A 23,548-nucleotide genomic window follows, 5' to 3' on the forward strand; every position below is an offset into this window, starting at 1 on the left:
GACCAACGCCCATTCGTCGTCGGACACATCAGACGGGTAGGCTTTCCGGGACTGGCTCATGACCCATCATCTGAGCCGTCCAGCCGATAGATCCATAACAGCCTCTAGAGCACGATGCGGAAAAGTGGAATCCGGTTTTCCGGAATCATCGTGCGACCACAAAGAGATAGAGCGTGCCGCTGTTTCCGTAGAAATGCAGCACGCTCTAGAGGCTCCGGCGGCGTTACGGCTCGATCTTCCTGAGCACCAGCGTCACCCCGATATCGGGGTCGCGGCGCCAGCGCCCGTCGCCGAGGGGGACGAGATTCACCGCGTGGCCGCGGCGGGCCTTGAGCGTCAGGTGACCGGCGGCGTAGCGCCAGGCGACGGGATCGAACACGGTGATCCCGCTGTCGCGGCAGCCGGGCAGGATGCGCAGCGGAGCGTCCTTGGGGGCGTCCTTGGGCGTGTCCTTGGCCAGCCCGTCGGGCGGCGACAGCTCCACGCGGCAGACGTCCTTCTGCGTGGCGCGGTCGAGGGCGTAGAGGCCCGGCGCCGGCCCGTCCGCCGGGGGCGCCGGAGCGACCGCCGGCTCCGCCGCCGCGGGCGAGGCCGCAGGACTCTCGGCCGCGGGCCGCATGGCGGCGATCTGGAGCGGCACGAGGCTGTAGCGGTCGCCGTTCCCGGCGGTGGCGCCGAGGCTGCGGCCGTCGGGCTCGCGGGCGAAGCTCAGGATCGGCCGCGCATTGCCGTCGATGAGGCGCAAGCCCTCCTGGACGTAGAGCCAGCCGGCGATGCCCGACAGGATCGGCAGCGCCCGGCGGCAGCCCGCGGGGAAGCGCACCACCCGGCCGCTCGGGCCGCTCTCGGCGGAGAGCGTCAGCACGCAGCGGCGCGGCCCGCCGGTGATGGCCAGATCCCAGGTGCCGACCGCCCCGGCCAGGGTGTCGGGCAGCGTGACGGCGAAGGGAGCGCCGGGGGCGGGAGCCGGAGGCGCCGCTTCCGGGGGAACGGCGGGGGTCGCATTTCCCCGTCCATCCGAGGGCGGCGCGGCGTCCTGCGCCGAGGCCGCGACGGAGACGAGGGACAGCAGGGCGGCGAGGGCGAGGGCGGTGGAACGCGGCACGGAACGCATCGTCATGGAACCCATCGTCACCGCCCGCCCCGCGCCGGCGTCTCCGGGACCGGGGTCAGGGGCGCCTGCCCGTCGAACCACGCGAACAGGTTGTCGGTCAGAAGCCGGCCCATGGCCGCGCGGGTGTAATGCGAGCCGGAGCCGACATGCGGCAGCAGCACCGTGTTGTCGAGGGCGGCCAGATCCTCCGGAACGTGCGGCTCGTTCGCGAACACGTCGAGACCGGCACCCAGGATCGTGCCGGCCTTGAGCGCGGCGGTCAGCGCCGCCTCGTCGATCAGGCTGCCGCGGGCGATGTTGATCACGATCCCCTCCGGCCCCAGGGCCGCCAGCACCGCCGCATCGACGATGCCCCGGGTGTCCGGCCCGCCGGGGGCGGCCACGATCAGGATGTCGCTGGCGGCGGCCAGCCCGATCAGGCTGTCGTGATAGGCGTAGGGAACGTCGTCCTGCGGCCGCCGCCCGTGATAGGCGACGTGCACGCCGAAGGCTTCGAGCCGCGTGGCGATGGCCCGGCCGATCCGCCCGAGGCCAAGGATGCCGGCCCGGCGCTCGCGCAGGCTCGTGGTGAGCGGGAAGCTCGCCTGCCGCCACTGGCCCGCGCGCAGGTAGCGGTCGGCCTGCAGGATGCGCCGCACCGTGGCGAGCAGGAGGCCGAGCGCGAGGTCGGCCACCTCGTCGGAGAGCACGTCGGGCGTGTGCGTGACGCAGATGCCGCGGCGCGCGGCCTCGCCGACATCAATGGTGTCGTAGCCGACGCCGAAGCTCGACACGATCTCGAGGTTCGGCAGACGGTCGAACAGGGCGCCATCGATCGGGGTCATCGCGCCGACGGCGAGGCCGCGGATGCGGGGGCCGATCTCGGCCAGAGCCGCGTCGCGGTCGGGCGCCGCGTCCAGCCGATGCAGGCGGAAGCGCTGCCCGAGCCGCTCGGCCACGTCCGGCCGGGTCTGGCGGATCAGCAGGATCTCGGGCCTGTCGTCAGATCTCACCCGGGGTGCCTCCCGCCTGTCCGGAGTCGTGCCGGAGCCTTGCCGGAGTAGTCCCGCGCCGGGCGGCGGTCCAGCGCGCGTTTCCCCCTTGCGGAGAGGCGACCGCCCTACTCCGCCGCCTGACGCATCGGCTCTGGCGTGGCCCGCGCCTGCTCCAGGGCGGCGCCGAGCGCGTCGCCCAGCGAGGTGACGAGGCGGTCGGCGGCGATCTGGCGCCGCAGGCGCCCGAGGGAGGCCGGGTCGCGCTCGCGCCAGAAGCCGACCAGCACGCTCACCCCCGGCACCGCCTGCCGGGCACGGCGCAGGGTCAGACGGACCTGCGAGAGGGAGATCGGGTCGAGATAGGAGAAGCAGATCATCGCAGGCCGCTCCCCCGGCGGCAGGGCGGCGAGGTCCTGCCGGGACACCACCCGCGCGGTGAGGCCGTGGCGGGTCAGGGTCTGGGCCAGCATGAGCGTGGCGGCCTCGTCGAAGGCGCCCCCGCTCGTCACGCAGAGGACCGGCGCGGCACCGCGCCAGCCGGGCGCCAGATCCTCCGACCGCAGGACGACCGCCGCGTCGCTCCGGTCCGGCCCCACCGCCGCGAGGGCGGCCTCGGCCTCGGCGCTGCCGGGCTTCTGCCGCCGCCGGCCGAGGAGGGCGAGGCCACGGCCCCGCACCTGGCCCAGCGTCTCGACGACGGCGCGCACGTTGGACCCGACCTGCGCCTGCCGGTCCCGGTCGAGGCTGCCGCGGGCGGCGTCCTCCTGCGCCATCCGCAGGGCCGCCAGCGCGACCTCGTCGTAATAGGTCACGAGCGCCCGCTCCTTCAGGAACAGCCGCCCCTGCTCGATCGCCTCGTCCGGATCGCTCGCGAGCATCCGCTGATAGAAGATCTCCTGGGGCCCCAGGGCCGGCCGGTCGCCGAGGATCACGTCGAGGAACCACAGGCGCTCGACATGGCGCCCGAGCACCACGAGGCAGACGGTGAGCGGCGTCGCCAGCAGGAGGCCGATCGGCCCCCACAGGAAGGTCCAGATGGTGGCGGCCAGGATCACGGCCATCGGCGAGATGCCGGTCGAGTGCCCGTAGAGCAGCGGCTCGACCACGTGGCCGGCGATGGGCTCGACGATCACGAACAGGAGCGCGACCTGGATCGCCATCGACCAGCCGGGATCGACCGCGACCGCGATGGCGAAGGGCAGCACCGCGCTGATGACGGCGCCGATATAGGGCACGAAGCGGGAGATCGCGGCGATGACGCCGAACAGGATCGGGCTCGGCACGCCGATGGCCCAGAGCCCGATCCCGATCACCACGCCGAAGGCGAGGTTGAGGATCAGCTGGGCCAGGAAGAGCCGGCTGAGGCGGCCGGTGGCGTCGTCGATGGCCGCGGTGGTGCGGCGCAGATCGCTCGACCCGGCCAGCCGGATCGCGCGGTTCCGCAGATCCTCCCGCTGCAGCAGGATGAAGATCGTGAACAGCAGGATCAGGCCGAGGGTCGCCAGCGGATGCAGCACGCCGCCCGCGACGGAGCCCAGCGTCTTGAGCACGCCCGAGCGCGGCGCGTGGATCTCGACCTGCATCGGCCGCTCGGCGGTGCCGAGCCGGGCGTCCCCGGCGGCCTCGGTGGCGGGGGGCTGCAACTCCTTGCCGAGTTCCTCGGCCATGTCGAAGAAGCCGGAGAAGCTGTCCGACAGCCCGCCCCGCTCGGCGGTGGCGGCGCGCAACGCCGTGATCTTGTCGCGCAGGGTCAGCGAGTAGCGCGGGAGATCGGTGGCGAGCTGGGCCGCCTCGCGGGCGATCAGGCCGCCGACCGCGGCCAGGATGCCGAAGGCCAGCAGCACCACGACCAGCACGGCCGCGACCCGCGGCACCCGCCAGCGCCGCAGCGCCCGCACCGCCGGCAGGAGGACGAAGCTCAGGAGGATGGCGAGCGCCACCGGCACGAGGATGTCGCGGCCGAGGTAGAGTGCGCCGGCCAGCGTCACGACGAGGAGCAGCGAGGCGAGCGCCGTCACCACCGGCAGCGCCCGCCGCATCAGGCGCGCCGTGACCGGATCGTCGCTCATCGGACCATCGCCTGTGTGTTGGGAAGGGCAGCTTCGGCCTCCGCTTCTCCCACCCGCCCCCTCATCCTGAGGTGCGAAGCGGAGCGGAGCCTCGAAGGAGGGTTCCAGGGATCGCGCGCATAAGGGAGCTCTCCTTCGAGGCCGCTCACGCGGCACCTCAGGATGAGGGGGTGCGGGGGAGAAAGGGTGGTAGAGGCGCCTGCCCCTCCCACGCTCAGGACGCCGCTCCGATCGCGGCGCCGATCTGGGTGAGGAGCTTGGGGAAATCGATCGGCTTGGCGTGATAATCGTCGCAGCCGGCCTGGATCGCCTTGTCGCGGTCCCCCGACATGGCATGCGCCGTCAGCGCGATGATCGGGATCGCGCGGGTGTCGCCGCCGGCTTTGAGGGCGCGGGCGGTCGACCAACCGTCGAGCACCGGCAGGTTCATGTCGAGAAGGATCACGTCGGGCTGGGCGGCGCGGGCCTGTTGAACGCCCGCCTCGCCGTCATGCGCCAGCACCACCTCGTAGCCGCGGCGCTTGAGGCGCCGGGACAGGAAGTCCCAGATCTCCTCGTGGTCCTCGACCAGCAGAATCTTGCCCGACACGCCCGCCCATCCCCTCTCGCGCCGATGCGGCGCGTCGCACTAACGCGCGGAACGCCCGCCGGTCGCACAATCGCCGCGGTGCAAGCATCTCGCCATCGAGGGCGGCCTGCCTGTATCGATCGTGCGGGCGGCCGGCGGACGGCGCGAGGGTGGGATATGGTGCGGGACGCGGGCGTGCAACATGGCGGGGCGGTGGACGATCCGCGCGTCGCCGCCCTTCTCGCGCAGGTCGGTGCCGGCGCCGCACCGCTCGACGGCGCGGGCCGGGCCGGACTCGCCGGGCTGGCTCTGGGGCGTGCCGCGCTGGAATCCCGGATCGACGCCCTCGCGCCGCCCCGGTGGTGGGCCGCGGGCACCGGCGGGCTCGATCTCGGCGGCGCCGACCTCGCGGAGGCCAAGCTGGAGGAGACGGACCTGTCGGGGGCCAATCTCCGGCGGGCGCGGCTCGGCGGGGTCCTCGCCCGATCGGCGGGTTTCGAGGGCGCCTGCCTGGAGGAGGCGGACTTTTCCGAGGCCGACCTCTCCGGGGCGCGCTTCCGAGGCGTCGCGGGCGGGCAGGCCGATTTCGGCGCGGCGATGCTGGAGGATGCCGATTTCTCCGAGGCCGTGATGCGCTTCGCCTCCTTCCGGAAGGCGCTCCTCGACGGCGCCCGCTTCCCCGGAGCCGACCTGTGGGGCACCGACTTCACCGGGGCGGATGCCGACGATTCCGTGTTCCGCGCCGCCCGCCTCGACGAGGCGAACCTGTCCGATTGCAACCTGACGGGGGCGGATTTCGAGGGCGCCAGCCTTAAGAAGGCCCGGCTCGTCGGCTCCCGCCTGCGCGGCGCCAACCTCGCCGGCTGCCGCCTCGACGGGGCGGACCTCTCGGGCGCCGATTTCTCCCGCACCAGCCTCGTGCGGCTCGACCTGACCGGCTGCCGGCTGCAGCATGCCCGTTTCGCGGGCGCGTGGCTGGAAGGCGTGCGCTTCTCCCACGAGCAGCTCGGCGGCGCCGTCGGCGAGGAGGCGGCGGGCGAGTACGAGGCGGCGCAGGCGAGCTATCTCGCCCTCGAACGCAACCTCCAGAGCATCGGCAACCATGTCGGCGCCAGCTGGGCCTACAAGCGCGGACGCCGGATGGGCCGGCGCCACGCGGGGGTCCAGGCGCGCCAGGCCCTGTCCGCCCGCGATCCGCGCGGCATGGTCGCGCACGGCTATCGCTGGATCGCCGACCGCTTCGTCGAGTGGCTGTGCGATTACGGCGAGAGTCTCTCGCGGATCGCCCGCGCCTTCCTCATCGGCATCATCCTGTTCGCGGGCGCCTACGGGGCGACCGGCGGCCTGTCGCGGGAGGGCAGCGGCGTACCGACCTACAACCCCCTCGACCTCGTGAGCTACAGCGCCCTCAATATGTTGACCGCCAACCCGCCGGAGATCGGGGTAAAGCCCGAGGGCCGGATCACCAACCTGCTGGTCGGCGCGCAGGGCGCCGTCGGCATCGTGCTGATGGGCCTGTTCGGCTTCGTGCTCGGCAACCGGCTGCGGCGATGAGGGGACGGACGATGGAGGACGACACCGTGAGCGCTCGCAATGCGCCGACAACCGCGCCGACGGAATCCGATTTCCGCAACCTCGCCGACGCGCTGCCCCAACTCGCCTGGATCGCCGAGGCCGACGGGGCGATCGTCTGGTTCAATCGTCGCTGGTACGATTACACCGGCACGAGCCCGGCCGAGATGGTCGGGGACGGCTGGCGCGCCGTTCATCATCCCGATCACCTCGACCAAGTCGCCGCCCGCTTCTCCGCCTGCATCGCGGCCGGCGAATCCTGGCAGGACACGTTTCCCCTGCGCGGGCGCGACGGGCAGTACCGCTGGTTCCTGTCGCTCGCCGAGCCGGTGCGGGGGCCCGACGGCACGGTCGAGCGCTGGTACGGGACCAACACGGACATCACCGAGACGCGCCAGGCGCAGGACGCCCTGCGCCTCTCGGAGCAGCGCTTCCGCGCCCTGATCGATGCGTCCGCGGCGGTGATCTGGAACACCACCGCCGCGGGCGAGCTGATGCCGCCGCAGCCGCGCTGGGCCGCCTATACGGGCCAGAGCGAGGAAGCCTATCAGGGCTGGGGCTGGGTCGATGCGGTCCATCCCGACGACCGGGCCAGGGCCGCGGAAGTGTGGGCCGAATGCGTCGAGGCGGTGCGCCCCTACGCGATCGAGTACCGGCTGCGCCGCCACGACGGGGAATGGCGCGACACCGAGGTGCGCGGCGTGCCGGTGCTGGCCGAGAACGGCACGATCCGCGAATGGGTCGGGCTCAACATCGACGTCACCGTACGGAAGGAGGCCGAGGCCGAGGCCGAGCGCGCCCGGGCGGCGGCGGAGGCCGCCAACCTCGCCAAGAGCCAGTTCCTGGCCAACATGAGCCACGAGCTGCGCACGCCGCTCTCGGCGGTGATCGGCTATTCCGAGATGCTCGGCGAGGAATTGGAGGATCTGGGCCAGGCGGAGCTGCTGCCGGACCTGCGCAAGATCGAGTCCTCGGCCCGCCACCTGCTCGGGCTCATCAACGACGTGCTCGACATCTCGAAGATCGAGGCCGGGCGCATGACGCTCTCCGCCGAGTCCTTCGACGTCGCCACCCTGATCGACGACGTCTCCGCCGCCACGCAGAGCCTGATCGCGAAGAAGCGCAACCGCTTCCATCTCGATCTCGGAGACGAGTCCGGCGACGGCCTCGGCACGATGCATCAGGACCAGCTGAAGCTCCGGCAATCGCTGATCAACCTGATCGGCAACGCCGCCAAGTTCTCGGAGGACGGCGACATCACGCTCACCGTGCGCCGGGTCGCGGAGGACGGCACCGACTGGATGAGCTTTTCCGTCTCGGATACCGGCATCGGCCTCACCGACGAGCAGATGGGCCGGCTGTTCGAGCGGTTCAGCCAAGCCGACGAATCGACCACGCGCCAGTTCGGCGGGACCGGGCTGGGACTGGCCATCACCCGTGCCTTCTGCGAGCGCATGGGCGGGGGCATCGGCGTGACGAGCCGCTTCGGCGAGGGCGCGACCTTCACGATCCGCCTGCCCGCCGAGCTGGCGGTGCGCGAGGAGGAGGAGGCGGCCGAGACCGTGGCCGCCCGCGTCCACGAGATCACCGCGGGCGAGGCCCATCTGCACGACGTGGTGCTCCTCGTCGACGACGACCCCGCCGCCCGCGACCTGCTCCAGCGCTTCCTGGAGCGCGAGGGGTTCCGCGTGCGCACCGCCAATGACGGGCGGGCCGGCCTCACGCTGGCGCGCGCCCTGAAGCCGCGGGCGATCCTGCTCGACATCGAGATGCCACGCATGGACGGCTGGGCGGTGCTGCACGCGATCCGCACCGATCCGGACATCGCCGAGACCCCGGTCATCATCACGAGCGTCGTCAACGAGTTCAGCCTCGCCCACGTGCTCGGCGCCACCGACTATCTCGTCAAGCCGGTCGATTGGAGCGCCCTGAAGGAGGCGATGGAGCGCTACCGGCCGGCCGAGCAGGAGGGCAGCGTGCTCATCGTCGACGACGACGAGGATGCCCGCGAGCGGGTGCGCCGCACCCTCCAGCGCGACGGCTGGCAGGTGCGCGAGGCGGGCAACGGCGCCGAGGCGCTGGAGAGCCTCGATGCGGCGAGGCCGAGCCTCATCCTGCTCGACCTGATGATGCCGGTGATGGACGGTTTCGCCTTCCTCCGGGCCCTGCGCGGGCGGCCGGACGGCAACGTGCCGGTGGTGGTGCTGACCGCCAAGGAGATCACGCCGTCCGAGAAGGAGAGCCTCGGCGCCCAGGCCGACCGGCTGATCATCAAGGGCTCGATGAGCTTGGCCGAGATCGGCCGGCAGCTGCGCGACCTCTACGCCCGCCACGACCGGACGCCCCTGCCCGGGGAGATCCAGGGCCTGATCGAGCGCCTCCCCTCATAGGGAACCGTCCCGAATTCCGGATCCGGGATGATTCTCTAAAGCCCTGTGCTGCAACAGCTTTTCCGAAAGGCGGTCCCCACCTTTCGGGCGGATGCTCTGGGGCAGCCTTCGGCACGGCGCCTTGGGCCCGCGCGGATCAGATCGCGAGGGCGCGCTTGCGTGCCTGCTTCACGAGCGTCAGGGTCTCGCGGAACTGCCGGCGGTCCTGCTCGGCCCCCGCCCCGTTGACGATCCGCACGTTGCGATACCCGGCTTCGGCCCAATCGTCGGCGAGGCACATCGCGCTCGCCGCCTGATGCCGGGTCTGCCGAAGCAGCTCCGTCCCCATCTCGGCCAAGACGATGAATGGCTGCGCGCAGTAGGACATCGGACGCCTCCTCGATTGCTAGAGCATCGGCCCAAAAGTGGGTGCCGGCTTTCGGAGGACAGCCGATGCGGCACAGAAACCGAGAGAAACGTCGCGACACCGCGACGTTTCTCTCAGCCAACGCGCCCACGAGATCATTCGCCCCGCGCCCCAAGAATTAAATCATCCATCGACAGAAAACATCCGCCTGCAGCACGCTTCGTGCCAAATATTGGCCGATTTCCGCAGGACGAGACATGCTCATCGCGCCGAGCGAGGCTGTGCCTCGGTCCGTCAAAACCGATGATCGCGACATGAAAAACCCCTCGCCCCGGATCGCGTCCGGAACGAGGGGTCTTGGGTCACGGTCGGGGGCCCGTCGCCGCGAAGTCGAGGTTCGGGCCGACGAGCCGGGAGTGAAGCGGAACTAGTCCTCGTCGTCCTCGTCGATGCGGCTCATGCCCTTGAGCTTGGCGAAGACCGCGTCGGCGTTGAGATCCTCGTCCTCCGCATCCGCCTCGGCGGCCGGGGCGGTGGAGACCTCGGTCGGCAGGAGCTTGGCGCCGCCATCGGCCTGGACCACGGCAGGGCGGTCCTTGGCGGCGCGCTGCACCTCGAAATCGAGATCGATCTGCGAGCACAGGCCCAGCGTCACCGGATCGAGCGGCGAGAGCTGGCTGGAGTTCCAGTGGGTGCGCTCGCGGATCTGCTGGATCGTCGACTTGGTGGTGCCGACGAGGCGGATGATCTGCGCGTCCTTCAATTCGGGATGGTTGCGGATCAGCCAGAGGATCGCGTTCGGCCGGTCCTGGCGACGCGACAGCGGGGTGTAGCGCGGCCCCTTGGTGGTGCGCTTGACCTCCGGCAGCTTCACCTTCGAGACGGCGACCTTGAGCCGGTAATGGGGGGCCTTCTGCGCCTTCTCGATCTCGTCGCGGGTGAGCTGGCCGGTGGTGATCGGGTCGAGACCCTTGATGCCGGCGGCTACCTCGCCGTCGGCGATGCCCTTCACCTCGAGCGGGTGCAGCTTGCAGAAATCGGCGATCTGCTCGAAGGCCAGCGAGGTGTTCTCGACGAGCCACACGGCGGTCGCCTTGGGCATCAGCGGACCTTGGGACATCGGGCAAACTCCAGACGAATCGCGTGTCGTTCGGGACGTCGCGCCACGGGTCGGGCTCGGCGGAAACGGGCTTCCCGCGACCTCCGGCTTCGAGCCCGGAGGATCCCATGTCGCGATGAATGAGGGGATGGGGGCTTATACAGGCGGAGAGGCCCCCGGCGCAATTGTATTGATGTCCTCTCGATTGCCTCAGGCACCGGCGGCCGCGCGCGCGGCCTTAGGCTGTTCGCCGAGGCCCGCTGCGGGCGGCGCCGTCCACGCCGGGCCATCCCGATGCCCTTGCCTGCGCGCCTCAACCACGGGTGGCCGCGGCGTGTTGCGGGGTCTCAAAAAACCCTTCCGCCATCCGTCCCTCCAGTGCGGGCCGCAGCGGCGCGATCTCGGCGGCGGCGTGCTCCAGGAAGGCGCGGACCCGCACCGAGCGGCGTAGGTCGGGATGGGTCAGGAGCCAGAGTTCGGCCGCCAGGTCGGGCTCCGGGCCGGACAGGCGGCGCAGAGCCGGATGCGGATCGGCGACGTAGCAGGGCAGCGCGCCGATGCCGATGCCCGCCGCCACCGCCTCGCACAGGCCCTGGACGGTGTTGATCCGCAGCGCGACCCGCTCGGGCGGGGCGCGTTCGGCGACGAAGCGGGCGAACAGCCCCCCGGCCACGCCCTCGTCCGGACTGACCCAGGGCGGGTCCGCGGCCAAATCGCCCTCGACGGGACCGTAGACCGCCCAGGCCACGCCCGAGAGGCGCCGCCCGACGAGGTTGGCCGGCGGCTCGCGGGTGGCGCGCAACGCCACGTCCGCATCGCGCCGCGACAGGTTCAGCGCCTCCTCCGACACGACGAGATCGAGCCGCACCCGCGGATAGCGCGCCCGGAAACGGGCCAGCATCGGCATCATGAGGTCGATGGCGAGGCCCGCGGGCGCCGTCACCCGCAGGATCCCCGAGGGCACCGAGGCGCGGTCGGCGACCTCCCGATCGAAGCGGGCGGCCTCCTCCTCCATCCGGGCGGCGGCGGCCACCATCGCCTCGCCCGCGGGCGTCGGCACGTAGCCGGAGCGATGACGCTCGAACAACCGCGCCCCGAGCCCCGCCTCGAGCGCCGCCAGCCGCCGGAAGGCGGTCGACGGATTGATCCCAAGCTGGCCCGCCGCGGGCGCCAGGGCGCCGCATTCGGCGATGGCCCGCACGAGGCGGAACTCGTCCCACGCGACCGGCATCGCCCGCCCCTCCCGGCATCACGCTCTTGCATCCGTGCAAGGATCATCTTGCAGACGAGGGCATTTCTGCAAGCGGGGCGAGTCCCCATACTCCGTTCGCATTCGACGGGGCCGCGGGTCTGCGGCCGAACACGAGGAGTTGCGCGCGATGGCGAAGGTACTGGTTCTCTACTACTCGTCCTGGGGCCATGTGGAGCGGATGGCGGAAGCCGTCGCCGAGGGCGCCCGCGAGGCCGGGGCCGAGGTCGCGGTCAAGCGCGTGCCGGAGCTGGTGCCCGAGGAGGTCGCCAAGCAGTTCCACTACAAGCTCGATCAGGCGGCGCCGATCGCCACCGTCGAGGAACTGGCCGATTACGACGCGATCATCTTCGGCACGCCGACCCGCTACGGCAACATGGCCGCGCAGATGAAGCAGTTCATCGACCAGACCGGCGGCCTCTGGGCCAAGGGGGCGCTGGTCGGCAAGGTCGGCTCGGCCTTCACCTCCACCGCCTCGCAGCATGGCGGCCAGGAAACCACGCTGACGAGCTTCCACACGGTGCTGTTCCACCACGGCATGGTGGTGGTGGGCCTGCCCTACAGCTTCGGCGGCCAGAACGGCGTCGAGCAGGTGAAGGGCGGCTCGCCCTACGGTGCCACGACCATCGCCGACGGCGACGGCTCGCGTCAGCCGAGCGCGGTCGAACTCGACGGCGCCCGCTTCCAGGGCCGCCACGTGGCCGGCATCGCCGCCAAGCTCGCGGGCTGATTCTCTCGGAGGGGCGGGACGAAACATTCCGCCCATCCCCTCATCCTGAGATGGCGGCGCTGAGGGTTGCCCTCGGAGGAGGGCGCAGGAGGAAACAAACTCTTCTCTTGCTCTCACAACGGCTTGCGCTGCGGACAAGAAAAAAGGCTCGGATTACTCCGAGCCTTGAAGGGAAAAGGCCATTGGGGGCTGAACTGGCCTTCGTGACCGGACAATGCCCCGGCGGCCGATGGGTTCCGAAGATTCTGCGAAAAAGATTCAGCGCGGCGCGGCGGCCCGGCGCAGCCGGTCGTTGATCGCCTCGCCGAGCCCGGCCTCCGGCACCGGTGCCACGGCGATGACGGAGGCGCCCGAAGCGTCGAGGCGGCGCAGGGCCGAGAACAGCCGGGCGGCGGCCTCCTCCGCGACGCCCGCCTCGCTCAGGTTCTCGGCGGCGCAGGCCTCGGCCAGCCCTTCGGGCCGGAACGCACCGAACAGCAGCACCGCCTCGCCGGGGGCGATCCGCGTCGCGTCGAGCCGCACCCCGGCCCGCGGCGCGTAATGGGAGGCGAGCAGGCCCGGTCCGACCGGTCGCGCGCCGACCTCCCCGCCGGTCTCGGGCGGAAAACCCAGGACGGCGGCGAGGGCCTCGCGGGTCACCCCCCCCGGCCGCAGCAGCCGGGGCGGCCCGCCGAGGCAGGCGACCACGCTCGATTCGACCCCGACCGGGCAGTCGCCCCCGTCGAGGATGGCGGCGATGCGTCCGTCGAGATCGGCCAGCACATGCGCGGCGCGGGTCGGGCTGACCCGGCCCGAGCGGTTGGCCGAGGGCGCCGCCACCGGCCGCCCGACCCGCGCCAGGAGGTCGCGGGCGAGCGCATGGCCCGGCACCCGCAGGGCAACGCTGTCGAGACCGGCCCGGGCGAGATCGCAGACCGTGCCGCCGGGCGCCACCGGCACCACCAGCGTCAGCGGCCCCGGCCAGAAGTGTTCCGCGAGTTTTTGGGCGTGCGCGTCGAAGACGCCCTGAGCCATCGCGGCCGCGCGCGTCGGCAGATGCGCGATCAGCGGGTTGAAGCTCGGCCGCTCCTTGGCGGCGTAGATGCCCGCCACCGCCGCCGGATCGGTGGCGTCGGCGCCGAGGCCGTAGACCGTCTCGGTCGGCAGCGCGACGAGCCGCCCGGCCGCGATGAGGGCGGCGGCCTGTTCGAGGCCGGCGTCATCCGCGGACAGGCGCCTCGTGGGCGGCGGGGCTGTTGACGGGAATCCGTCCATGTCGGAGGGGATGGGATCGCTCGTATCGGGGAACAGGCGCCCTAGCCTTCCCCGGTGCGGGCCGTCAAACGGCACGCGCGTCAGCAGCGCCAGGGACAGGCTCGCCCCATGACCTATCGCCCCCCCGTCGAGGAGATGACCTTCGCGCTCCGCCACGTGGCGGGGCTCGACGCGGTGCTGGCGGGCAGCGGCACCGATCTCGCCCCCGAGGACGCGGCCGCCATCCTGGAGGAGGCGGGCCGCTTCGCGGGCCAGGTGATCGCCCCGCTGAACCGCGCGGGCGACCGGCACGGCACGCCCCTCGCGGACGGCGCCGTGACCACGCCGCCGGGCTGGCGGGACGCCTATCACGCCTTCGTCGCGGGCGGCTGGAACGGCGTGCTCGCCGCGCCCGACCATGGCGGCCAGGGCCTGCCGCACCTGCTCGCCGCCGCCTGCACCGAGATGTGGAACGGAGCCAACCTCGCCTTCGGCCTGTGCCCGCTGCTGACGGCGGGCGGGATCGAGGCGCTCGCCGCCCACGGCTCCGACGACCTCAAGGCCCGCTATCTCGAGAAGCTGGTCACGGGCGAGTGGACCGCGACCATGAACCTGACCGAGCCGCAGGCGGGCTCGGACCTCTCCGGCCTTCGCACCCGCGCCGAACCGAACGGGGACGGCAGTTACCGGATCACGGGGGCCAAGATCTACATCACCTACGGCGAGCACGACCTCGCCGACAACATCTGCCACCTCGTGCTGGCCCGCCTCAAGGACGCGCCCGCCGGCACCCGCGGCATCTCCCTGTTCCTCGTGCCGAAGGTGCTGCCGGACGGCACCCGCAACGATCTGCGCTGCTCCGGCATCGAGCACAAGCTCGGTATCCACGCCTCGCCGACCTGCTCCATGGCCTTCGGCGACGGCGGCGGCGCCACCGGCTGGCTGATCGGCGAGGAGAACCGGGGCCTGGCCTGCATGTTCACGATGATGAACTCGGCCCGGCTCAATGTCGGCCTGCAGGGGGTCGGCGTGGCCGAGGCCGCCACGCAGAAGGCGCTCAATTACGCCCGCGAGCGTCGCCAGGGCCGCGCCCCGGGGGCGGCGGAGCCCGTCAGCGCCATCGCGGCGCATGCCGACGTGCAGCGCATGCTGCTGACCATGAAGGCCTACACCGCGGCCGCCCGCGGGATCTGCTACCTCACGGCGCAGGCCCTCGACGCCGCGCACGGGGCCGAGGGCCGCGTCGCGCATGACCGCGCCTCGCTGCTGACGCCGGTGGCGAAGGCCTTCTCCACCGACATCGCCAACGAAGTGACCTCGCTCGGGGTGCAGATCCACGGCGGCATGGGCTTCGTCGAGGAGACCGGCGCGGCCCAGCTCATGCGCGACGCCCGCATCCTCGGGATCTACGAGGGCACCAACGGCATCCAGGCGATCGACCTCGTCACCCGCAAGCTGCCGCTCAACGGCGGGGCCACGGTGGGCGCGCAGATCGCGGCGATCCGGCGGGTGGCGGACGGGCTCCTCAAGGACGGCCATCCCGGCTTCGGCCACGCCGCCCCGCGCCTGCGCGAGGGCATCGGCCATCTCGACCGCGCCACGGGTTTCCTGCTCAAGGCCCTGGGCTCCAACCGGCCGCAGGAGGCCCTGCCGGGCGCGACGCCCTACCTGCGCCTGTTCGGCCTCGTCCAGGGCGCGGCCTGCCTCGCGCAGGCCGGGCTCGCATCGAGCGCGGCGCTGAAGGCCGGGGAGACCGATCCGGCGCATGCCGCGCGCATCGCCCTCGCCCGCTTCTTCGCCGAGAACCTGCTGCCGGCCGCCTCCGGCCTCGAACAGGCGATCCTCACCGGCGGCGGCTTCGCCGACGACCCGGCCTTCGCGCTGGCGGGGTGAGGCTTCGCGCCTGCCCATCCAACCGCCTCACCCTGAGGTGCCGCGAGAGCGGCATCGGCTCCGCGCTCAGAACCGCGCCGGATCCAGCTCGAAGGTCGGCGGCAGCGCCTCGAACCACTCGCCGTAATAGGGATCGCGCGGGATCGCCTGCGCCCAGCGGGCGCGGAACCGGTCGTGCTCGGCCGGATCGACGGTGCGGGCACGGTTGCGGCTCTCGTAATGGTAGAGTTCGGCCTCCGCGCAATAGACGCTGCGCAAGCCCCGCTCGCGCAGGCGCAAGCACAGGTCCACGTCGTTGTAGTTGACGGCGAATCCCTCGTCGAAGCCGCCGACGGCCTCGAAATCGGCGCGCGCCACCATCACGCAGGCGCCCGTCACCGCGAGGTAGTTGCGGTTGCCCGCCGTCGAGAAGAAATGGCCGGGATCCTCGCGGGGATAGGTACGGCGGGGATGGTCGGGGGTCGCGTCGAGGACGCTGACGCCGACATGCTGCAACTCGCCGGTCTCGAACAGGAGCTTGGCCCCGACGGCGCCGACGCCGGGGATGCGGAGAAGCGCCAGCATCGCCTCGATCCAGTCCGGCGCGATGATCTCGACATCGTCGTTGAGGAAGATCAGCACCGCGCCCGTCGCGGTGCGGGCGCCGAGATTCATCTTGGCGGCGACGTTGAATTCCGGCCGCTCCCACGTCACCGAGCGGGCGCCGTGGCGCTCGATCGCCGCCCGCGTCTCGGGCCGCAGGTCGCCGTTGTCGACCGCGACGATCTCGATCCGCTCGTAGGTGCTCGTCGTCCGGATGCTGGCGAGGCAGGCGGCCAGGAGATCGACCGTCCGGCCCCGCACGGTGCTGTCGCGCCCCGCCGTCGGGATCACGATCGAGACGAGCGGGCGCTCCCGCAGCGTCCGGCGCAGGTGGAAGCTGCCGGCGAAGGCGGTGGGGCGGACGCGGTCGAGCCCGCCGGTGCGCCGGGCCCGGTCCTCCAGGGCGCGGATCGCGGCGGCGACCACGTAGCCCTTGTTGTCCATGGCCTGGGCGGTCGAGCCGGGGATCGCCCGCCAGTGGTAGAGCACCTGCGGCACGTGGCGGACATGGCGCGCGTGCTCGGTGTAGCGCAGCACGAAATCGTAATCCTGCGCGCCCTCGCATTCGGCCCGGAAGCCGCCGATCCGGCCCACGAGGTCCATCCGGTAGAGCGCCAGATGGGCCGTGTACATGCAGGCCTCCAGCGTCTCGGGCGACCAGTCGGGCTTGAAGAATGGCTCGTAGCGCGCGCCCTCGACGGTGATCTTGTCCTCGTCGGAATAGAGGAAGTCGGTCTCGGGCGCCGCGTTCAGCGCCGCCACCAGGGCGTAGAGGGCGTGGGGGGGAATCGTGTCGTCGTGGTCGATCAGGGTGAGCCAGTCGCCGGTGGCGAGCGCCAGCGCGTCGTTGCTCGCCGCGACGATGCCGCCGTTCTTCGTCCGGGACCGGAGGCGCACCCGCGGCTCCTCGGCGGCCAGCCGCGCCAGCATCGGGGCGATGTGGGGCGCGGTCGAGGCGTCGTCGCAGAGGCACAGCTCCCAATCGGGATAGGCCTGCGCCCGGATGCTGGCGAGGGCCGCCGCGAGATAGGGCTCGGGCGTGTTGTAAACCGGCATGACGATCGAGATGCGCGGGCGCAGCGCGAAGCCGGCGATGGCCGCGCGCATGGCCTCGGGGGCAAGCAGGGCCGGCCGCTCCACCCGCTCGATCCAGGCGGCGTAGGAGGCCGAGGCCGGCCGCGGCCGGGCGCTGTCCCAGAAGTCCCGCCACAGGGCGGCGGGCGGGCGCGAGAGGCCGAGCCGGGCGAGATGCGGGATCAGGGCGGCGGGGCGGCGCTCGGCCTCCGGCAGGCGCGCCACGAGCCGCCGGGCGACGGCGCCGGCCGCTCGGACAAAGCCCAGGGGTTCGAGGCTCGCCCGCGACAGGCGAAACCGCCCGCTCGCGGCGAGCGGATCGAGGCGCAGGCCCCGCACCCGTCGCGGCAGGCGGATGAGATCGTCGACGCTCCCGTCCTCGCGGAGTTCGAGGCGCATCGCCGCGTCCTCGCGAAAGCCCGTCCCGTCATCGACGTAGAGGAGCGGGACGAGCTTGGCGGTGCCGAGCGGCGCGAGATCGAGCCGCAGCCGCACCCAGCCACCGGCGAGGCGGAACGGGAACAGCCGCCCGCCCCCGGGCCGGGTCAGGCGGAATTGCGGATCGGAGCCGGTCGAGCGCCACAGGCTCTCGCCCTCCGGCTCCACCTGCCCCTTCGGCTCGATCTGACAGAGGATCTTGGACGCGATCATGCCCGCCGGGTTAGCCTCTCGCGAGGTGAACCGCGAGCCAGATCGTCGGATCGGCGGTGCGCTCGACGCGGTGACGGCGACCGGCTGCGATCAGTACGTGGTCGCCCGGCCCCAGATCCAGCGGCTCCGGCACGTCCTCGAAGCGGAGCGTGGCCGCGCCCGCCAACACCGCGACCCACTCGTCCTCCGCCTGATCGTACCAGAAGCCCGGCGGACTCGCCTGCCCGCGGGAGACGATCCGTTCGATCCGCGCCCCGGGGGCCGCGGCGAGCGTCGCGAAGACCTCCTCGGCGGCGCCCGCCGGCGGCAGATCGGCGAACAGGTTGGTCATCGCGCCGGCCCTCCTCGTGAGCGTTCGTGATCGCTGCGGATTGCGACCGATGCGCCCGGGCGGCGTTGACGAGCCAGTCCGAACCGCCCGCGAGACGCGCCATGCCCGACCACGATCCGCCGCCGCTCCCGCCCGCCGACCCGGATGCGGGCCTGCCGACCCCGCCCAGCCCCGGCCGGATCCCGCCGCCGAAGCTGCCGCCGGAGCCGGTGCAAGACCCGTCCCCTGCCGAGGGCGGCGATTCCGGCCCGGCCTCGGAGCCCGTTTGACCGGTTCCGTCCGTCAGATCCCCCATCCGTAGACATGCCTGCCGTTGCCAGGCGCGTCCGAGGATGGCGGCGGATTGTCTAGCGCCGCCCGAACAACCGCTCGATGTCGGACAGACCGAGGGTCACGAAGGTCGGGCGGCCGTGATTGCACGAGCCGGAGAGCGGGGTCGCCTCCATCTGGCGCAGGAGCGCGTTCATCTCCTCGGGCTTGAGGCGGCGTCCGGCGCGGATCGAGCCGTGGCAGCTCATGCGCGACAGGAGCGCGTCGAGGCGCCGGCTGACCGGGTCAGGATCGCCCGCGCCGGCCGGGCCGCCCTCCTCGACGCCGCTCGCCTCCAGCGCGTCGAGCACGTCGAGGACGAGGGTCTTCACCGAACCGCCGGCCAGCGCCGCGGGCACCGCCCGCACCAGCACCGCGCCGGGGCCAAAGGCCTCGAGCGACAGACCGAGCCGTTCCAGCTCGGGGGCGGCCTCGACGAGACGGTCGGCGGCCTCGGGCGCCATCTCGACGACGTCGGGGATGAGGAGGCCCTGGCGCGCCACGCCGCCGCCCGCCCGCTCCGCCTTCAGCCGCTCGTAGACGAGGCGCTCATGGGCGGCGTGCTGATCGACCAGCACGATACCGTCGCGGGTCTGCGCCACGATGTAGGTGCCGTGGATCTGGGCACGTGCCGCGCCGAGGGGATGGGCCTCGGCCCACTCGGACTCGGATTCCGGCAGGGGACGCAGGTCGGCGCCGGGAGGGGCGAGATCGGGAGCGGGGTCCGCCGCGGTGGGATCGGCGGAAAACGGCGCCTGCGGCGTCTCGGAAAAGCCCGGCCAGGCCGGCCCGTCGGGCGACGACGGGTGAGATCCGGCAAGGGGCGCGGAGACCGGCGCGCGCCAGCCCGAGGGCGCGGCGACCGAGGGCCCGGAGAACAGGGTGCGGGCCGGGCGCGGCATGAGGCTCGGGGCGGAGGCGCCCGAATGGACCGCGAAGCGGGCCTCGCCCACCGGTCCCCCGCCCGGCCGCAGGGCGTCGAGGGCGGCCCGCGCGCCGGTGGTGGCGGAGCGCGCCCCGGCCCGCCGCAGGGCCTCGTGGATCGCGCTGACGACGAGCGCGCGCACCAGCCCCGGCTCGCGGAAGCGCAATTCGGTCTTGGCCGGATGCACGTTCACGTCGACGAGGCCGGGCTCGCAGGCGAGGTAGAGGGCGAGCACCGGATGGCGGTCGGAACTCATCGTGTCGGCATAGGCCCCGCGCACGGCGCCCAGCAGCAGCCGGTCGCGCACGGGGCGCCCGTTGACGACGAAGTGGATATGGGTGCCGACGCCCCGGTGGAAGGTCGGCAGGCCGACATGGCCTTCGAGGGAGAATCCCTCCCGCGCCATGGAGAGCGGCACGGCGTTGCCCGGAAAGTCCGGCCCCAGCACGCTGCCGAGCCGGCGCAAGCGCGCGGCCTCGCCCGGATCGCCCTCGGCGGGGAAGACGGTGGGGCTGCCGCTCTCGGTGCGCAGGGTGAAGCGGACCTGGGGCTGCGCCACCGCGAGCCGCCGCAGCACCTCCGCGACGGCCGCCGTCTCGGCGCGGTCGGATTTCAGGAACTTGAGCCGGGCCGGGGTCGCGGCGAAGAGATCGGTGACCTCGATGCGGGTGCCGCGGGAGGCGGGCGCCGGCCGCACCGGGCCCTTGGCGCCGGATTCGACCGTGAGGCTCACCCCCTCCCCGTCGGCGGTGCGGGAGGTGATGGCGAGCCGCGAGACCGCCCCGATCGAGGGCAGCGCCTCCCCGCGGAAGCCGAGGGAGCCGATCCGGGTGAGGTCGCCGTCGGGCAGCTTCGAAGTGGCGTGGCGCTCGACGGCGAGGGCGAGATCGTCCGCCCCCATGCCGATCCCGTCATCGACGACCCGGATCAGGCGGCGCCCGCCCGCCTCGATCGTCACCTCGATCGCGCGCGCGCCCGCATCGACGGCGTTCTCGACCAGTTCCTTGACGGCGGAAGCTGGCCGCTCGACCACCTCGCCCGCCGCGATCCGATCGACCAGGATCGGATCGAGACGGCGGACGCCGGCGCGCGGCGGCGGGAGGGTGGAGGCGGCGGACATATCCCGGAATATAGGAGCCGGCCGCGGCCCCCGATAGGCGCCGGGACGGCCTGTCCTCACCCCCGCGGCAGCATCCGGTCGCTGATGATGCGGCGCTGGATCTCGCTGGTGCCCTCGAAGATCGTGGTCAGCCGCGCGTCGCGCCAGTAGCGCTCGACCCGCCGCTCGGTGGTGTAGCCGTTGCCGCCGTGGAGCTGCATCGCCTGGTTCGTCACCTTGACCGCCATCTCGGTGGCCAGGAGCTTCACCGCCGCCGATTCGCTCTCCGCCGGCAGGCCCTCGTCCAGGAGGTGGGCGACCTGCTGCCAGTAGGCGCGGGCCTGGGCCACCTCCGCCGCCATGTCGGCGAGCGCGAAGCGCAGGGCCTGGAACTGGCCGATCGGCCGGCCGAACTGCTCGCGCTCCTGAAGATACGCGGTGCAATCCTCGACCGCGGCGCGGGCGACGCCCACGGCGCGGGCGGCGGTGTGGACCCGGGCGATGTTGAGGCCGCGCTGGACCGAGGCGAAGCCGCCGGCATCGGCATCCGCGCCCTCGTCGCCGTAGAGGCCGGTGAGCCGGTCGCGCTCGGGCACGCGGACCCGATCGAGCTTGAGCTCGAAGGTCAGGAAGCCGTGATAGCCGATCTTGTCGATGACCGTGCCCTGCATCCCCTCGGGGAAGGTGCCGGGCTCCTTGAGCACGAGGAAGGGCTCGAGACCGGCCGAGCGGGATTCGCCGGGCTCGGGATCGCGCACGCGGGCCAAGACCTCGATGAAGTCCGCGCCTTGCGCGAAGCCGGCCCAGCGCTTGGTGCCGGTGAGATACCAATGGTCGCCCTCGCGCACGGCCCGGGTCTGCACGCCGGCCAGATCCGAGCCGGCGGTGGGCTCGGACAGGGCGATCGAGCCGATCCATTCGCCCCTGGCCGACTTGCCGAGCAGCGCCTTGCGGCGATCGTCGTCGATCGTCTGGGTGCCGAGCCCCTGGCCGCGGGCGAGGATCGAGCCGGTGGAGAGCCACGCGCGGGCCAGCTCCTCGGAGATCAGGCAGTACTCGAAGACGCCGAGCCCCATGCCGCCGTACTCGGCGGGAATCGTGATGCCGAACCAGCCCTTCTTCGCCATCTGCTCGATGAGCGAGCGGGGCATCTCGCCCTTCTGCGGGTCGAGTTCGTCGGCGAGGGGCAGGATCACGTCGCGGGCGAACGCCCGCGCCTCCTGCTGGAGGGCGACGCGACGGTCGGTGCGCCAGGGAGACAGGAGTTCCGGCGGGCGCGGCTCCATCACCTCCGGCTTGCCCATCGCTCGTCCCTCCCAGTCTTTCGCCTGCCACGGCATCGCTTGTTCGTCCGAGCCGAACGCCTGAGGCGGCGAAACGTTCGCGCGCCTCGCTCGAGAGGCATCTTGCGCTCGCCCCCGCCCGCCCCCAGAACGCGGCCCATGCTGCGCGTCAACGATCTCACCTACCGCATCGGCGAGCGGGTCATCCTCGACCAGGCGACCTTCGCGATCCCCGACCGGGCCCGCGTCGGGCTGGTGGGCCGCAACGGGGCGGGCAAGACCACCCTGTTCCGGGCGATCCTCGGCGACCTGCCGATCGACACCGGGGCGGTCTCGGTGCCCAAGGGCATGCGCATCGGCGCCGTCGCCCAGGAGGCGCCCGCCGGCCCCGAGACCCTGCACGAGGTCGTGCTCGCCGCCGACACCGAGCGGGCCCGGCTGATGCGGGAGGCGGAGAGCGCGGAAGGCTTGGCGCGCGCCGAGATCGAGACCCGGCTGGTCGATATCGGCGCCCATTCGGCCCCGGCCCGCGCGGCGGCGATCCTGCACGGCCTGGGCTTCGACGCGGCGGCGCAGGCGCGCCCTTGCGCGGATTTCTCCGGCGGCTGGCGCATGCGGGTGGCGCTCGCCGCCGTGCTGTTCTCCGAGCCGGACCTCCTGCTCCTCGACGAGCCGACCAACTACCTCGACATCGAGGGCACGCTCTGGCTCTACGACTACCTCGAGAAGTATCCCCGCACCGCGATCATCATCAGCCACGACCGGGAATTGCTCGACACGAGCGTCGATCACATCCTCCACCTCGATCGCGGCAAGCTCACGATCTATCGCGGCGGCTTCACCAGCTTCGCGCGCCAGCTCGCCGAGAAGCGCGTGCTCCAGGCCAAGGCCAAGGCCAAGCAGGACGCCGAGCGCGCCCATCTCCAGAGCTTCATCGACCGGTTCAAGGCCAAGGCGACCAAGGCGCGCCAGGCTCAGTCGCGGATGAAGCGCCTCGCCAAGATGGAGCCGATCGCGGCGCTGATCGAGGACGACGTGCCGGTGATCCACCTGCCGAGCCCGGAGAAGCCCCTCTCGCCGCCGATCGTGGCGATGGAGCGGGTCCAGGCGGGCTACGGCGAGCGGATCGTGCTGTCGGGCCTCAACCTGTCGCTCGCCCCCGACGACCGGGTGGCGTTGCTGGGCGCCAACGGCAACGGCAAGTCGACCTTCTGCAAGCTGATCGGCGGGCGCCTGCCGCCGCTCTCGGGCGAGGTGAAGCGCTCCTCCAAGATGGAGGTCGCCTATTTCGCCCAGCACCAGCTCGACGAGCTACGGCCCGCCGAGAGCGCGGTGGCGCATGTGCGCGACCGCATGCCCGATGCGCCGGAGGCGCGGGTCCGCTCGGCCGCCGCGCGGCTCGGATTCCCGGCGACCAAGGCCGACACCCCGGTGGAGAAGCTCTCGGGCGGCGAGAAGGCGCGGCTCTTGATGGGCTTGGCCGCCTTCGACGGCCCCCATCTCCTCATCCTCGACGAGCCGACCAACCACCTCGACATCGAGAGCCGCCAGGCCCTGGTCGAAGCGATCAACGACTACGAGGGCGCGGTGATCCTCGTCTCCCACGACCGCTTCCTGATCGAGGCCTGCGCCGACCGGCTCTGGCTGGTGCGGGACGGCTCGGTGAAGACCTTCGACGGCGACATGGACGATTACCGCCGCCTCGTGCTCGCCGGGCCGGAGCGGACGGAATCCGGGTCGGAATCGACCGGCGGCCAGAAGGCCGAGGCGCGCCGCTCCGCGGTCGAGCGGCGCGCGGCCCTGGCGCCCCTCAAGAAGAAGCTCGACGGGATCGAGGCGCGGATGGGCAAGCTGTCGGCGGCGATCGCCAAGATCGACGCGGCGCTCGCCGACGGCACCGCCTTCCTCAAGGACGCGGCGAAAGCCGGCGAGCTCGCCCGGATGCGCGCGGAAGCCGCCGACGCGCTCGCCAAGGCCGAGGAGGAGTGGCTGGAGGTGAGCGGGGAGATCGAGGCGGCCTAGAGCATCGCGCTGAACGTCGGGTGCAGTCGATGCCC

At 72.3% G+C, this 23,548-nt stretch carries 18 protein-coding genes; 6 read left to right on the forward strand and 12 right to left on the reverse strand.

Features of this window, described 5'->3' with window-relative positions:
- Window positions 1-223: 223 nt before the first annotated feature.
- The 4 genes from MFF26_RS05405 to MFF26_RS05420 all read right to left on the reverse strand — a co-directional run bounded on the left by MFF26_RS05405 (window position 224) and on the right by MFF26_RS05420 (window position 4,746).
- Window positions 224-1,129, reverse strand: coding sequence for an AprI/Inh family metalloprotease inhibitor (locus MFF26_RS05405; protein ID WP_137830973.1), 906 nt, complete (start codon window positions 1,127-1,129; stop codon window positions 224-226).
- A 2-nt stretch (window positions 1,130-1,131) separates the two neighbouring features.
- Window positions 1,132-2,106 (reverse strand): 2-hydroxyacid dehydrogenase, encoded by a 975-nt coding sequence (locus MFF26_RS05410; protein WP_137830974.1) that lies wholly within the window; start codon window positions 2,104-2,106, stop codon window positions 1,132-1,134.
- 107 nt (window positions 2,107-2,213) lie between these two features.
- Window positions 2,214-4,157: an AI-2E family transporter gene (locus tag MFF26_RS05415; RefSeq protein WP_137830975.1), complete on the reverse strand. Its 1,944-nt coding sequence runs from the start codon at window positions 4,155-4,157 to the stop codon at window positions 2,214-2,216.
- A 214-nt stretch (window positions 4,158-4,371) separates the two neighbouring features.
- Window positions 4,372-4,746: a response regulator gene (locus MFF26_RS05420; protein ID WP_137830976.1), complete on the reverse strand. Its 375-nt coding sequence runs from the start codon at window positions 4,744-4,746 to the stop codon at window positions 4,372-4,374.
- A gap of 156 nt (window positions 4,747-4,902) precedes the next feature.
- Between MFF26_RS05420 and MFF26_RS05425 the strand changes: the two genes are divergently transcribed.
- Together MFF26_RS05425 and MFF26_RS05430 are read left to right on the forward strand one after the other, a co-directional pair.
- Window positions 4,903-6,279 (forward strand): pentapeptide repeat-containing protein, encoded by a 1,377-nt coding sequence (locus MFF26_RS05425; RefSeq protein WP_373324366.1) that lies wholly within the window; start codon window positions 4,903-4,905, stop codon window positions 6,277-6,279.
- Between the two features lie 26 nt (window positions 6,280-6,305).
- Window positions 6,306-8,687, forward strand: a complete 2,382-nt coding sequence (locus MFF26_RS05430) for a hybrid sensor histidine kinase/response regulator (protein ID WP_238307720.1) — start codon at window positions 6,306-6,308, stop codon at window positions 8,685-8,687.
- 136 nt (window positions 8,688-8,823) lie between these two features.
- Here MFF26_RS05430 and MFF26_RS05435 read toward each other — a convergent pair whose 3' ends face one another.
- The 3 genes from MFF26_RS05435 to MFF26_RS05445 form a co-directional block, all read right to left on the reverse strand.
- Window positions 8,824-9,054: a hypothetical protein gene (locus MFF26_RS05435; protein WP_137830978.1), complete on the reverse strand. Its 231-nt coding sequence runs from the start codon at window positions 9,052-9,054 to the stop codon at window positions 8,824-8,826.
- Window positions 9,055-9,460: 406 nt separating this feature from the next.
- Window positions 9,461-10,153: a DUF1013 domain-containing protein gene (locus MFF26_RS05440; RefSeq protein WP_137830979.1), complete on the reverse strand. Its 693-nt coding sequence runs from the start codon at window positions 10,151-10,153 to the stop codon at window positions 9,461-9,463.
- 292 nt (window positions 10,154-10,445) lie between these two features.
- The gene (locus tag MFF26_RS05445; protein WP_137830980.1) at window positions 10,446-11,363 is read right to left on the reverse strand and encodes a LysR family transcriptional regulator; all 918 of its coding nucleotides are present in this window, start codon (window positions 11,361-11,363) and stop codon (window positions 10,446-10,448) included.
- A 148-nt stretch (window positions 11,364-11,511) separates the two neighbouring features.
- Between MFF26_RS05445 and wrbA the strand changes: the two genes are divergently transcribed.
- Window positions 11,512-12,111, forward strand: coding sequence for an NAD(P)H:quinone oxidoreductase (gene wrbA / locus MFF26_RS05450; RefSeq protein ID WP_137830981.1), 600 nt, complete (start codon window positions 11,512-11,514; stop codon window positions 12,109-12,111).
- Window positions 12,112-12,369: 258 nt separating this feature from the next.
- Here wrbA and MFF26_RS05455 read toward each other — a convergent pair whose 3' ends face one another.
- A complete protein-coding gene (locus tag MFF26_RS05455) occupies window positions 12,370-13,365 on the reverse strand; it encodes an L-threonylcarbamoyladenylate synthase (RefSeq protein WP_137831006.1) in 996 nt (331 codons plus the stop codon).
- Window positions 13,366-13,473: 108 nt separating this feature from the next.
- On the opposite strand from MFF26_RS05455, the gene MFF26_RS05460 reads away from it, so the two are divergent.
- The gene (locus MFF26_RS05460) at window positions 13,474-15,237 is read left to right on the forward strand and encodes an acyl-CoA dehydrogenase family protein (protein WP_137830982.1); all 1,764 of its coding nucleotides are present in this window, start codon (window positions 13,474-13,476) and stop codon (window positions 15,235-15,237) included.
- Window positions 15,238-15,303: 66 nt separating this feature from the next.
- On the opposite strand, the gene MFF26_RS05465 is transcribed toward MFF26_RS05460, so the two are convergent.
- Both MFF26_RS05465 and MFF26_RS05470 read right to left on the reverse strand, forming a co-directional pair.
- Window positions 15,304-17,544 (reverse strand): glycosyltransferase family 2 protein, encoded by a 2,241-nt coding sequence (locus MFF26_RS05465; RefSeq protein WP_238307721.1) that lies wholly within the window; start codon window positions 17,542-17,544, stop codon window positions 15,304-15,306.
- A 10-nt stretch (window positions 17,545-17,554) separates the two neighbouring features.
- Window positions 17,555-17,875: a cupin domain-containing protein gene (locus MFF26_RS05470; protein ID WP_137830984.1), complete on the reverse strand. Its 321-nt coding sequence runs from the start codon at window positions 17,873-17,875 to the stop codon at window positions 17,555-17,557.
- Window positions 17,876-17,976: 101 nt separating this feature from the next.
- Here MFF26_RS05470 and MFF26_RS05475 point away from each other — a divergent pair, with 101 nt between their 5' ends.
- On the forward strand, window positions 17,977-18,144 hold the full coding sequence (locus tag MFF26_RS05475; RefSeq protein WP_171015543.1) for a hypothetical protein: 168 nt from the start codon (window positions 17,977-17,979) through the stop codon (window positions 18,142-18,144).
- A 78-nt stretch (window positions 18,145-18,222) separates the two neighbouring features.
- Here the strand turns inward: MFF26_RS05475 and mutL are convergent, their stop codons facing one another.
- Window positions 18,223-20,229, reverse strand: coding sequence for a DNA mismatch repair endonuclease MutL (gene mutL, locus MFF26_RS05480; RefSeq protein WP_137830985.1), 2,007 nt, complete (start codon window positions 20,227-20,229; stop codon window positions 18,223-18,225).
- A gap of 56 nt (window positions 20,230-20,285) precedes the next feature.
- Entirely contained in the window at window positions 20,286-21,512 is a 1,227-nt protein-coding gene (locus MFF26_RS05485; RefSeq protein ID WP_137830986.1) for an acyl-CoA dehydrogenase family protein, read from the reverse strand.
- A gap of 138 nt (window positions 21,513-21,650) precedes the next feature.
- On the opposite strand from MFF26_RS05485, the gene MFF26_RS05490 reads away from it, so the two are divergent.
- Complete coding sequence (locus MFF26_RS05490; protein WP_137830987.1) at window positions 21,651-23,513, forward strand: ABC-F family ATP-binding cassette domain-containing protein; 1,863 nt, start codon at window positions 21,651-21,653, stop codon at window positions 23,511-23,513.
- Window positions 23,514-23,548: the final 35 nt, after the last annotated feature.

It is taken from the genome of Methylorubrum suomiense (assembly GCF_022179765.1).
GTDB classification, from domain to species: domain Bacteria; phylum Pseudomonadota; class Alphaproteobacteria; order Rhizobiales; family Beijerinckiaceae; genus Methylobacterium; species Methylobacterium suomiense.